Raw genomic sequence first — 12,572 nt, forward strand, 5'->3', positions numbered from 1 at the left:
CTACATCTCTATTTATAAAGGCAAGATGAGGAATGCCCACCTTGCCTTATTAACCTTCCTTATTCGTTCATCGCAGCTTCCATTTTCGTTTGCATATTGGTAGCAGCTTGTTGTGGATTCTGATCACCAGTTAGGACTTTAGAGATTTCAATTTGCATAATATCTGAGATTTCTGGATAAATTGGTGTTACTGGACGGGGCACTGCGGTTTGCAATACTTCTCGGAAATCTGGGTTCCCAAATAATGAATTTAACTGCTGTATTTCAGGATCATCATATAATGCTTCAATAGTTGGCGCACGGCCGCCCTCCACTGCCGAAATCTTTTGTCCTTCCGGTCCAGATATAAATTTTACAAACTCCCAAGCAGCTTCAGGATGTTCGGAGTAACGATTAATCATCGTCATCCATCCACCTAATGCTGATGCACTCCCTGCATCCCCTTCTGGCATCGTGGTCATCTCTACATTCCCACTTATTGCAGAACGTTCTTCATCATTGGAAGAAGACATTAGGTATGGCCAGTTACGAGCAAAAACGGATTTCCCTTCAATCCAAGCATTCTCCGTTTCAATTTCTTGGAAATTAAGAATATTCTGTGGTACAAAATCAGAACCAACCACTTCTTTCATTTTTTCCAAAGCTTTAACGGTTTCCGGACTATCGACAACGACTTCATTATTCTCATTAACTACTTCTCCACCATACGATGCGATAAACTCAATCGCATTTGTAATTAATCCTTCATACTGTGCAGCTTGCATCAAATAACCAAATTCTGTCCCTTTTTCGCCTTTAAGGTTATTTGCTTGTTCAATAAGATCATCCCATGTTTTCGGCGGCTCATCGACGATATCTGTTCGGTAGTAGAGGATTCCGGCATCGGTATATTGTGGCATAGCCCATTGTTTTCCATCGAATTTACCCGCCTGAACTGTACCAGGGAAGTAATCCTCCATATTGATTCCATCTTTTTCAATGAAACGATCTAGCTCTAAAGCATAATTCGCTTGCGCAAACTCTGCTGGCCAAATCACATCTGCATTAAAAACGTCAATTTCTGTACTTTGCGAACTGAAAGCGGTTACATACTGGTCATGCGATTGACCGGTATCTGCCGGCATTTCTTGTTCTTTCACGTTAATATTTGGGTGCTTCTCTTCAAATGCTTTAATAAGTGCTTCTGTCGCTGGTGTTGTATCTACTCCACGGGCATAAACGATAGTAACTTCCTCTTCATCACCTGATCCGGAACCATTTTGATCAGCAGTTTCGTCTTCGGATGAAGAGTCACTACAAGCAATTAGTACAAATGCCAAGCCAATCAATAGTAGAATAGGAAGCAAGTATTTAGATAACTTCAATGGAAATCCCCCTTGGTTTTTATCGATTTCACCACAATAACTTTATTTAATATTAGAAAAAATGAAATCGATTACATTATGGTTTTATTATAACCCTTATTCCCCTGTTGTCAATAACTTTTTTATCCCACTCTAGATGTATCAATAATGCATGCCTCTTTTATCATGGCCGAGAAATTGAATGAAATCGATAATACTTTTCAAAATAATGCCCTTACCCTATTGTCTTAGAAACCCCCCTTCTGAATGAATAACTTGACCGGTTATCCAGCCTGCTTGATCGCTTGCAAGAAAAGATACTAATTTTGCCGCATCGTCTGGTTCACCGATTCTTCCTGATAGAAATTTGGGGTGAAGTTCTTGTTTTAGCTCCTCCGTCATCCAGCCAGTATCTGTTGGTCCAGGATTAACCGCGTTTACGGTAATTCCAAGTGGGGCAAGTTCAGCTGATAATGACAAAGTAAATGCCGATATAGCTCCTTTTGTTGCACCGTATGCTAACTCATTGACCATTGGTCCTTGCGCCTGACCAGATGTTAAATGGATAATCCGTCCATGATCAACATTTGTTTGTTCTAATTGACGTGCGAAGGCAGCACTTAATAACATTGTGTGACGCATATTGACTTGATAATGTTTATCTATTATTTCTGCATCAAGAATTTGGTAGCCATCCCTTGTAGAATGGGCCGCATTATTTACGAGAATAGTAGGAACTCCCATTTGATCTACCGCCGTCGTCATTATTTCCCTATGTGCTTGTGTGTGGGACAAATCGATGCCCAAATAATTACATTCAACCCCACGTCTCCTAATTTCTTCTTGAAAAAACGTTGGCCAACTAGCCTCTGCCCGAAAATGGGTAAAAAAGATCGAACTACCTGCCGCTGCAAGTTGACGGCAAATTGCCGCACCTATTCCATTGCCATGACTGACACCAGTAACAATCGCAATTTGGTTGGTTAATGAATACATGATATTCCCCCCTTATGTTGATTCACGAATAATTAATTCATGTTCAAGAAGCATACTTTCTACCTTTTCTCCTCTTATCTTCTTAATAATCATTGTCGCTGAAATACATCCCATCCGGTACATCGGCTGCGATACCGTTGTCAGCGTTGGGTAGGTCATGTTAGAAAAGCTAATTTTGTCAAAGCCGATCACCGCTATGTCATTAGGCACATTCAACCCACTAGCGTGAATTTCTTTTAATGCACCAATGGCAAGAACATCAGACACAGCAAAAACTGCATCAGGGCGATCGGCTTGGTTAAGAAGTGTCCGCATTGCTTGTTGCCCACTTTCAAAATTAAGCTTTTGGATATTATACATCCATTTCGCTTCTACAGACATATCGTACTCATTAAATGCCTTTTCATAACCAGCTTTCCGCTCACGTGCATATAAAAATTTTTCATCGGAATTAATGAATGCAATTTTCCTCTTTCCAATTTTAATTAAGTGCTTCACCGCTTGATAAGCAGCTAATTCATTATTAATCGAAACATAGGATATATGCCCTTCCTTATCAAATTCACTGCATTGTACAATTGGGTGTGTTTCTGCCAATTGCAATACATTATTTCGATTAATAGTTGGATCCATTAGAATAATACCATCGGCCATGCGATTACGAACAAGATTAAAATAAATCGCTTCTCTTTGAGGATTCGAATCCGTTTCACAAAGCATGATATTATAGCCTTCATGAATAGCAGTATCTTCTATCCCATTAATAATCTCCGTATAAAACGGGTTCGAAATACTCGGTATTAACACAAGAAGTAGTCGGCTTTCTGAATTTCGTAAATTCCGTCCTAAAACACTGGGCGCGTAATTTAACGCTCCAATCGCTTGCTCAACTTTAAATCTTGTTGTTTCTTTTACAGTATGGGAATTATTAAGTACTCTAGAAACTGTGGCTACAGATACCCCTGCTTTTTTCGCTACTTCTTGTATAGTTGCCATGCTCCTCACACCTCTAATTGTAATCGATTACAATAAATCTTACTGTTTTGCTAATTAATTGTCAATATGCTAATTACTTATATACTCATAAACCGAATTATTGTTTGGGTTGCAATACATATTGCTCAACATTGGACCCAAAATAAACGATATGGCTTAAGTTGTTTTTCCTCAAAATACAAGAGCCTCTCCTGCTGCATATGGGGATGACTCTTGGAATAACTCTTGATAAGTAAATATGGCATACCTATTTAGTATTATTATAAAGGAAAATAACCAAAAATTCCTTAATTATTCAATTTTACCTTGGACTAAAAGTACTATACCAATCTAAGATGAAAAAATTCCAAAAGAACCGTAAGTAGGAAAATAAATAGAATATAACCTACTTGTTGCCTTCAGCATAGCTACGCTTAATCTATTAGATCAAGCGTAGCTATGCCTTTTGTCTCTCGACAAATAGCTGGATCAGGTGCTAGAGTAATAAAAATAGAATGTGCAAATACGAAAGTTAGTTAGCGTTACGATATGTCTAGGCTACGAATCCTTCAAAAACGTTTTAACCCTTCATACGTAGGTTAGGAAGGAAGGGGGGCATAACTTGGATCAAAGAAACTACTAAATTCTTTCTTCATATACTAAGGAAATGCGGCTTTCAGATAAAGGAATGTATCGAAGATTATGATTCTTCGATCATACATAACTTATCCCTATGGTTCTTTAGGCTCTTACACATATAAAATACCTAACAGCTTTTCATGTATATAGAATATATTCATTGTAATGAAGATTTGTACTAATTATTGTAAGCGTTTTAACTTATGGAGAATTGATACAAGTTTCATACGGTATTTGTAGGCATTCAAAATTGGGAAGGATGAAAACGTGCAATTGTGCACGCTCAAGGTACTTTGAATGAGATAGAACAAATAATTAAGCACCTGATAACGAAAGCAAAGCGAACAACTAAAAGAAAGTATATTCATAACTAGGAGGCAAATCATGACGACACCCCAACAACAATCAATTGAGCCGGAAACAGTATCAAAAACAAGGTTATTTCAGCGCATAAGTATCTTTAATATCCCGGTTATTTGGTTTGCATTAATTACAATTATCGCTTTAGCAGCTATGTATACAGGGAATTTACCTGCTGGAATGATCGGTAGTTTACTCATTATGATGGTACTGGGAGAACTGTTTGGCTGGATTGGCGATAATACCCCTATCCTCCGAAGCTTTTTAGGTGGAGGTGCTATTGTAGCTATATTTGGTGCTGCTTTTTTCGTATACGCAGATATCATGCCCCAAGAAACCATTACCAGTATAACGGAATTCATGAAATCCGGTGGTTTTCTTAATTTCTATATTGCTGCCTTAATAACAGGTAGTATCTTAGGAATGAATTCCAACACATTAAAAAAAGCTGGCGCTAAATTTGCTTTACCTTTATTAGCTGCTGTAATTGTATCAATGATACTAGCGGGTATTGTAGGTCTGATTATTGGATTTGGATTTAAAGATGCCATTTTAGTTATTGCCATGCCAATTATGGGTGGAGGTATGGGAGCTGGTGCTGTTCCAATGTCTCAAGTATATTCCGAAATTCTTGGTAATGATCCATCCTATTATATTTCAATCCTTGTACCAGCATTAGCACTAGGTAATGTCCTGGCTATTATTCTTGCAGGTATCTTAAATATGATCGGTAATAAGTTTCCTAAGCTATCAGGAAATGGCCAATTGATGGAAGGCTTCCATGTAGAAAATAAAAAGGTTACGTATAATGTAAGTATCATGGGTGTAGGTATGGTTGCAGCTCTCGTATTTTATGTGCTTGGCCAAATTTTAGGAAACTTTATCCCACTACACCCATATGCCCTCATGATTATTTTAGTAGCTATTTTTAAATTAGCAGGATGGTTACCTGAAATTGTTGAAAATGGGGCAAATCAGTGGTATCAATTCGTTGCAAAAAACTGGACGCTCGCCTTATTAATTGGGATAGGGATTGCTTATACGGATTTGAATGCTGTTATTGATGCACTGACGATCGAATATATTTTATTGGTTGCCAGTGTCGTTGTTGGTGCAGCATTAGGAGCGGCAATGCTCGGAAAATTAGTTGGCTTCCACCCAATCGAATCTGCAATCACGGCAGGTTTATGTATGGCTAATATGGGAGGAACGGGTGATGTGGCCGTATTGTCCGCTTCCAAGCGAATGGAATTAATGCCGTTTGCTCAAATATCATCTCGTTTAGGTGGAGCACTTATTCTACTAATCGCCGGCATTATTGTTCCATTATTATAATTTAAAGATCGGGCACATTACTTGCCCGATCTTTTCGTTATATCAGCTGTTTTAATGCGCTTACATTTTCTTTCGCGCTAATTAATGGATCTCCAGTGAAATGTTCCTGCTCAACGATGAACCAATTCACATCATGTTCTTTACCAGATGTAATTAGTTTTGGAATATCTAATGTGCCATTGCCAATCTCCGTAGAAATCATTTCTCCTTCTTCCTGCTTTCCGTCTTTAACATGAAGTGAAATACATCTGTCTTGATATTTCTGTATTAATCGATCGGGGTCACTTCCAGCATAGGCTGCCCAATAACAATCGAGCTCCATCTTCACATTGCTAGAATCTGTATGCTCAAACAGCAGTTCAAATCCAGATGTTTCATCAAAACGTTCAAACTCAAATGCATGGTTATGGTAACCAAAAGCAAAACCTTCTCGTGTAAGCTTCTCACCAATCTCATTAAATTGGTCAGCTGTCCGCAAATAATCATCTTTTGATTTCCTCATCGATTCGGGTAAAAACGGGCAAATTAACAATGAATTATCTAGTTTGGTATGGAAACGCAACACTTCATCCAACTGGCTTTGTAACAGTTCTATCGGTACATGGGCACCTGCAGGTGTTAAACCTAATGCTTGTAATTGTTTATGTACCGTTTCTGCGCTATGATCATGGAACCCAGCAAATTGGACGCCTTGATAACCTAGCTCCGCAATTCTTTCTAATAACCCTAATAAATTCTCATTAGCTAATTCGCGAACTGTATACAATTGCAGGGCAACTTTTCCCATTTTTTCTCTCCTTTTTCCATGGTATTGGTTTAAAAAGCTGATAACTGGGTATACTACTAGTATCCTTATAACTCCCCCTTTCTTGTAATGTATATGAATCCAAGCAGAGACAGATGTTCTTGCTTGGATTTTTTTTGAGCAAGTATCAACCTATACGTAAACCATCCCATAGTTTAATAATTATGACAAGTATAGTTTTATATGAAGTGGTAAAAAACTTCCTTTGAACCGGAGGCTAGTCGAATTAGTATTCTCCATCTGCCAAGGCATCCGCTTTTGTTTGGTGAACCGTTCCAAATGGATGTTCTGGCGGAGCATAAATAGAGTATAGTTTCAAAGGTTCATCACCGGTATTTGTGATATTATGCCAGGTACCTGCTGGTACCATTATCGCATCATCCTCTTCTACATATCGGTTAAAATCTAAATTGTCTCTGCTTTTCCCCATCTGTACATACCCATTTCCCTGCTCCAAACGTAAAAATTGATCTGTGTCAGGGTGAATTTCTAACCCAATATCTTCACCAACATCAATACTCATTAACGTTACTTGCAAATGATCTCCAGTCCATATCGCTGTCCGAAAAGTATTATTTCGTTCTGTGGCTTGCTCAATAGCTACAACAAATGGATCTCCTCCTTGATCGGAGATACGCGTTGCCGTATCCTGAGGTGATTGTTTAGAGGTGAGTTGTGCTGATTCTGCCCCATAATAGGCTCGTAAGAAGACGTCCCGCACATATGGATCTTGTGTCAACATGTACCCTTTCTGATAAGATTGATAACTCTCTTGTTCTAGTAACTGAAGTTGCTGTACACCTTCTTGGCCATCCGCAACTCGAATATCTTCCTCATAGTCCGGTTCCCCTCCTGTTAGATTTCGATATATCATAGCTGAGTTGTCCAACAGTACTAGTTTTCTTTGAATAATTTGCAAATAGTTCATCCGCTCTTCCTCTGAAGATGCTTCATCAGCTAGTTTTTGACAGATTGCAATCATTTTCCCTTCTCGTTTTATATCCTGGTGGATGGAATTACATAAGTACTGCAATGGATCATGAGAATTTCTTACTGAATCTGGCATTGTAGTATTTATTTGCTTATCAAATTGGGCCATATAAAACATATACACGCCTTCCTTTCTATCTAAGAATTGTCATTATCAGCATATGCCTATGTTGTAAAAATTGTACGCTGGGCTACCTAAAAATGTTTTATTTACATTGGTTTTGGGTAATTTTTACTAGGAAATGTTTTTTTGGGAGGTTTCGTAATGAAATACTTACATGATGCACTAAATAATAAAATCGGTCTTGGTACAGCTCCACTGGGAATATGTTTCGTAATGTAAGTGAAGAAGAGGCTCAAGCAACAATTGAATCAGCATGGAGCCAAGGCGTGCGCTATTTCGATACAGCTCCTTTTTATGGCGCTGGGTTATCGGAAATGAGGCTAGGAGAGGCGCTAGCTGAACAGGACCGAAAAGAATTTGTACTAAGTTCGAAGGTAGGACGTGTCATTTTAGAGGAACAGGAAGAGAAGTCTGGATTATTTGAGCAAGCTCGAAAGAATAAAATACAAACAGATTATACAGAAGCTGGAACGCTTCGTTCAATTGAGCAAAGTTTGAAACGGCTGAATACGGATTATTTAGATATGGTCTTTGTTCATGACCTTTCTCCAGACTTTCTAGAAGACGAATGGATTACGAAGTTTGACGAGGCACGTAAAGGTGCGTTTCGTACATTGACTCGCTTAAAAGAAGAAGGGGTTATTAAATCATGGGGATTAGGTGTGAATACTACGACTCCTATTGAAGTTGCAATGGAACTAGAAGAAGCTAATCCGGACTTAAATTTATCAGCCACTCAATATACTTTAATGCAGCATGAACGTGCATTAGAACGAATGATGCCGTTAGCCCAGAGAAAAGGAGTAGGTATCGTAGTTGGTGGTCCATACAACTCTGGAGCATTGTTGGGTGGTGATCACTTCGATTACGCCCAAGCAACAGATGAAGTCAAAGCACTTGTCAACGAATTAAATAACATTGCCAAACAGTATGACGTTAACTTAAAAGCAGCTGCTTTACAGTTTTCAACTGCACATCCAGCCGTTCAAGCAGCTATCCCTGGTTCTACCAGACCAGAGCGGATCAAGGAAGATTTGGCAGCAATGAATGAGAAAATACCTGATCCATTCTGGGAAGAATTACAGCAAAAGAAACTAATTTCAGAAACAGCTCCTCTTCCCCATAAGGAATAAACAAATAGGCGAGGCTGAGACAACAGTATCTTATTCCTATAATAATCCGAACGATTCAACTCGAATCCGTTCGGGTTAGTTATAAAAACAGGTTCTACCATCGCTCCGTCAAAATACTTCGTATTAGCATTTAGTTCATCCCTATTTTATCATTTCACTTTTGGGTTAGCTATTTTAGTTGCATCCCTGCCACATCTACTTTTACATAATCTTAATGCCAGTTCTAATTTCGTCTTTCTATTGAACACGTTCTGGATAAAATAGTACCTTTCCAAATGACCCTTGTTGCTGAATGATAGTTTCAAATATTGATGGTCCATCTATTAAAGGAATTCGATGAGAAATAATTGGCTTGACGTTTAACTGTCCATTTTTCATAAAGTTCATCGCCATTTCCCACTCCTTACCTGGATATGGCGATGAAATGGCATTCCAAGAACCTAAAACAGTTAATTCATTACGAACAATATGTTCAAAATAAAATCGTTCGATCATTACATCCGCATATGGAATACCCATAAAGACAACTTCGCCGCCTTTTTTAACGAGGGAGAAAATTTGGGCAGAAGTAACTGGTGAACCAGCTGCTTCGATAGCTATATCAGCACCTAATCCATCGGTTACCTTGTGGAGCTGTTGATAGGCTGGTACTTCTCTTGAATGAATGATATAATCTGCACCAAGCTGTTTGGCTGTCGCTAACTTCTGTTCATCAATATCAATCGCATATATATGTCTTGCACCAAACACTTTGGCCCATTGAATCGCTAATAATCCAATATTGCCACATCCCATAATAGCAACATCTTGCCCCGGCTGAAGCGACGTTCGATAAAAACCATGAGCCACAACCGCAGAAGGCTCAATCATTGCAGCCGTATCAAAATCAACACCGTCTGGTATAGGTATTACATTCGCTTCAGGTAACTTCACATATTCTGCGTATGCTCCAGGATGTTTAGCCCCAATAACGATTAACTTCTCACACCTTGCTAATTCTCCTTTTTGACAATACATACATTTCCCACAACAGTAAGTCGGGCATCCAGAGACTCGATCACCCACTTGTATTTCCTCTACCGCAGAACCCGTTTCTACAACTTCTCCTGCAAATTCATGCCCAAAGACCATCCCTTCCACATACGGCCCTAACTTCTTATATCTGGATAAATCGGATCCACAGATTCCAACCGCCTTCACCTTGATGATAACTTCATTGTTCTGTTCAATTCTCGGAGTCTCTTCCTCTTCATATCGTATATCTCTTTTTGCATATAGTTTCAAAGCTTTCATCTAATCACCTGCTTCATTGGCTGTTTGTTTTTTTCGTGAAAAGAATATTGAATATATCCCAAATCCGACTACCAATGTATTAAAAATGACTTGATATTCCACATAGATGGATGTGATTCCTCGCATTGGCCCTAACATAAAATCAAGTAATGGTTCGACCATCGATTTTCCCTCCCTCGTAGCTGTCTAATAGGTGGGGAACAAGTAACACCTTAATTGCTTCGCCGCTTTTTATTGCTTGATAAGCCTGTTCCCACTCGGTAATTTTGTACTGATGGGTTACCAATGCTTCTGCTTGCACCTCGCCATTGCTCATCAGTGCCAGAGATGGCTCCCAATCTGCCGGTTTTTGACTTCTGCTTCCCACCATGTGTATCTCTTTTTGGATAATTTTTTCCATATCAAAAGAGATAGCTGGTTCACTGAATATCCCCACCTGAACAAATTGACCTTGTTTTCTTAACAAATCCATCCCTTGCTTAGCAGCAGCTACAGATCCAGAACATTCCAATACCACATTTGCTCCGTATCCAGCTGTTAATGAATGGACGAGCGTTTTTAAATCTTGTTTTTGTGAATCTACTGCATAGTCAATGCCGATTTCCTTTGCCTTATTTAAACGAATCTTGTCATTCGTTAATCCCGTAATTATTACCGTTGCGCCACGACTTTTGGCTACCTGTGCGGTTAATAAACCAATTGGACCAGGGCCAATCACCACCACAATATCCCCTTGGTTTATTTCTGCTTTATTGACAGCGTGGTGTGTACAAGCCAATGGTTCTGTCATAGCAGCAGCTTGATAGCTGACAAGCTCCGGTATCAGGTGGAGACTTTCTGCACGTGCAATCACATATGAGGTAAATGCTCCATCTTGTTGCGTACCTAATCCTTTGCGGTGATTACATAAGTTGTAATTCCCAGTCTGACAGTAATTACATTCTCCACAGATATAAAATGTTGTTTCTGAAGTGACACGATCTCCAACTTTGAAATTTGTCACATCATCAGCTACTTCTACAATTTCACCAGAGAATTCATGACCTAACGTAACTGGAGAAGCTACTTTGTAATGTCCTTCATACGTATGGATATCTGAACCACAAATCCCTGCATAGTGAACTTTGATTTTTACCTGCCCTGGATTTGGGTTCGGCTCTTCCTTCTCTTGCACAACCAGATTACCGAATCCTAAAGCTGTTTTTATAAGTGCTTGCATGATGATCCCCCTATACATTCTAAAAGAATTGAAATGACGGCCTTTACGACTTAATTAAACAAAGAGAAAATTTTAAAGATAATCCAATTAATCAAGTTTCCACCTTGGTCGATACTCGAGATTCTCGCAGAGCCTTCAGGCATATCGAAGTCCGCATTCTCAGCCATTTGTGTAAAGATCGGTGCAACGTCTGTTGCAATATAAAGAGAGATAGCAATCATCACTGTACCAACAATAACGGAATGCACAATATTCCCTCGGGCAGCACCGACAATAAAGGCTACTATAAATGGAATGGTAGCTAAGTCACCGAAAGGTAATACAGCATTTCCTGGTAAAATAACAGCTAAAACGACAGTAATGGGAACAAGGATCAGTGCAGTAGAAATAACAGCAGGATGTCCTAATGCTACAGCAGCATCCAGTCCAATATAAATTTCACGATCACCAAATCGTTTGTTTAACCATTCTCTTGCTGATTCCGAAACAGGCATTAGTCCCTCCATCAAAATTTTTACCATACGAGGCATTAGTACCATAACTGCTGCCATGGCCATACCAATCTCAATGATTTCACCAACACTATAACCAGCTAGGGCACCAATTGCCGCCCCTAAAAACAAGCCGATAAAGATTGATTCTCCGAATATTCCGAACCTTTTTTGTATCGTTTCAGGATCCGCATTCCAATTTTTCAATCCGGGTATCTTCTGTAATCCTTTAACTAACCATATTCCTGGTGCATAAGAAATTGTAGACCCTGTTGCTAAAGAAACTCCCGGTAGCTCGTAAAATTCACTAACCATAGGAGCTGTCCAATCAGCGACCTTCAAACAAACGATTTGGAAGATAACTGCCGCTATAAGTCCTTGAATAATGCTATCAGAAATGGCATACACCATCGCTGCCATAAAGGTATAATGCCAGAAATTCCAAATATCAACATTCATTGTTTTGGTTGTTTTGCTCACCAACATGATAACGTTTACAATTAATCCCAATGGGATGATGAAAGCCGCCACAACCGAGGCCCATGCTATCGAAGAAGTTGCCGGCCATCCTACATCAATGACATTTAATTCAACACCTAATCGATCAACCATTCCTTGTGCTGCAGGCCCTAAATTATTTACCAATAAATCAACAACTAAGAATATACCAACAAATGCGACACCTATCGTTAATCCTGATCGAAATGCTTTTCCCGGTTTTTGCCCAAATAACAGACCTAATAGAAAAATCGCAACTGGTAAAATAACGGTAGCTCCTAAGTCTAAGAAGGCTTGAATAAAATCAACAAACCCCTGCATAATTCCTCCCCCTTATCCCTTTGAAGAGGTGCATCTCTCCTTACGAGATG

Annotated in this window: 10 protein-coding genes and 1 pseudogene; 2 read left to right on the forward strand and 9 right to left on the reverse strand. The window is 39.2% G+C overall.

The window, feature by feature from the left end:
- Positions 1 to 59: 59 nt before the first annotated feature.
- From JKP73_RS03940 to JKP73_RS03950, 3 genes are all read right to left on the reverse strand, one after another.
- Positions 60 to 1,364, reverse strand: coding sequence for an ABC transporter substrate-binding protein (locus tag JKP73_RS03940; protein WP_021289654.1), 1,305 nt, complete (start codon positions 1,362 to 1,364; stop codon positions 60 to 62).
- A gap of 219 nt (positions 1,365 to 1,583) precedes the next feature.
- Complete coding sequence (locus JKP73_RS03945) at positions 1,584 to 2,339, reverse strand: SDR family oxidoreductase (RefSeq protein ID WP_021289655.1); 756 nt, start codon at positions 2,337 to 2,339, stop codon at positions 1,584 to 1,586.
- Positions 2,340 to 2,351: 12 nt separating this feature from the next.
- Complete coding sequence (locus tag JKP73_RS03950; RefSeq protein WP_021289656.1) at positions 2,352 to 3,335, reverse strand: LacI family DNA-binding transcriptional regulator; 984 nt, start codon at positions 3,333 to 3,335, stop codon at positions 2,352 to 2,354.
- A gap of 1,002 nt (positions 3,336 to 4,337) precedes the next feature.
- Here JKP73_RS03950 and JKP73_RS03955 point away from each other — a divergent pair.
- Complete coding sequence (locus JKP73_RS03955; protein ID WP_021289657.1) at positions 4,338 to 5,648, forward strand: 2-hydroxycarboxylate transporter family protein; 1,311 nt, start codon at positions 4,338 to 4,340, stop codon at positions 5,646 to 5,648.
- A gap of 37 nt (positions 5,649 to 5,685) precedes the next feature.
- Here JKP73_RS03955 and JKP73_RS03960 read toward each other — a convergent pair whose 3' ends face one another.
- Complete coding sequence (locus JKP73_RS03960; protein WP_038242437.1) at positions 5,686 to 6,435, reverse strand: sugar phosphate isomerase/epimerase family protein; 750 nt, start codon at positions 6,433 to 6,435, stop codon at positions 5,686 to 5,688.
- Positions 6,436 to 6,679: 244 nt separating this feature from the next.
- Entirely contained in the window at positions 6,680 to 7,561 is an 882-nt protein-coding gene (locus JKP73_RS03965; protein WP_038242435.1) for a cupin domain-containing protein, read from the reverse strand.
- 147 nt (positions 7,562 to 7,708) lie between these two features.
- On the opposite strand from JKP73_RS03965, the pseudogene JKP73_RS03970 reads away from it, so the two are divergent.
- A pseudogene (locus JKP73_RS03970) lies at positions 7,709 to 8,700 on the forward strand (aldo/keto reductase).
- A gap of 237 nt (positions 8,701 to 8,937) precedes the next feature.
- Here JKP73_RS03970 and JKP73_RS03975 read toward each other — a convergent pair.
- From JKP73_RS03975 to JKP73_RS03990, 4 genes are read right to left on the reverse strand one after another with little or no spacing between them, the layout of a single operon-like run.
- Complete coding sequence (locus JKP73_RS03975) at positions 8,938 to 9,993, reverse strand: galactitol-1-phosphate 5-dehydrogenase (RefSeq protein WP_160806778.1); 1,056 nt, start codon at positions 9,991 to 9,993, stop codon at positions 8,938 to 8,940.
- The gene (locus JKP73_RS03980) at positions 9,994 to 10,155 is read right to left on the reverse strand and encodes a hypothetical protein (RefSeq protein ID WP_021289662.1); all 162 of its coding nucleotides are present in this window, start codon (positions 10,153 to 10,155) and stop codon (positions 9,994 to 9,996) included.
- Positions 10,136 to 11,212, reverse strand: coding sequence for a zinc-binding dehydrogenase (locus tag JKP73_RS03985; RefSeq protein WP_021289663.1), 1,077 nt, complete (start codon positions 11,210 to 11,212; stop codon positions 10,136 to 10,138). Before JKP73_RS03985 ends, JKP73_RS03980 begins: the two co-directional genes overlap by 20 nt.
- Before the next feature lie 50 nt (positions 11,213 to 11,262).
- A complete protein-coding gene (locus JKP73_RS03990; RefSeq protein WP_038242432.1) occupies positions 11,263 to 12,522 on the reverse strand; it encodes a galactitol-specific PTS transporter subunit IIC in 1,260 nt (419 codons plus the stop codon).
- Positions 12,523 to 12,572 lie beyond the last annotated feature (50 nt).

Source organism: Virgibacillus salexigens (assembly GCF_014905415.1).
GTDB classification, from domain to species: Bacteria; Bacillota; Bacilli; order Bacillales; family Amphibacillaceae; genus Virgibacillus; species Virgibacillus salexigens.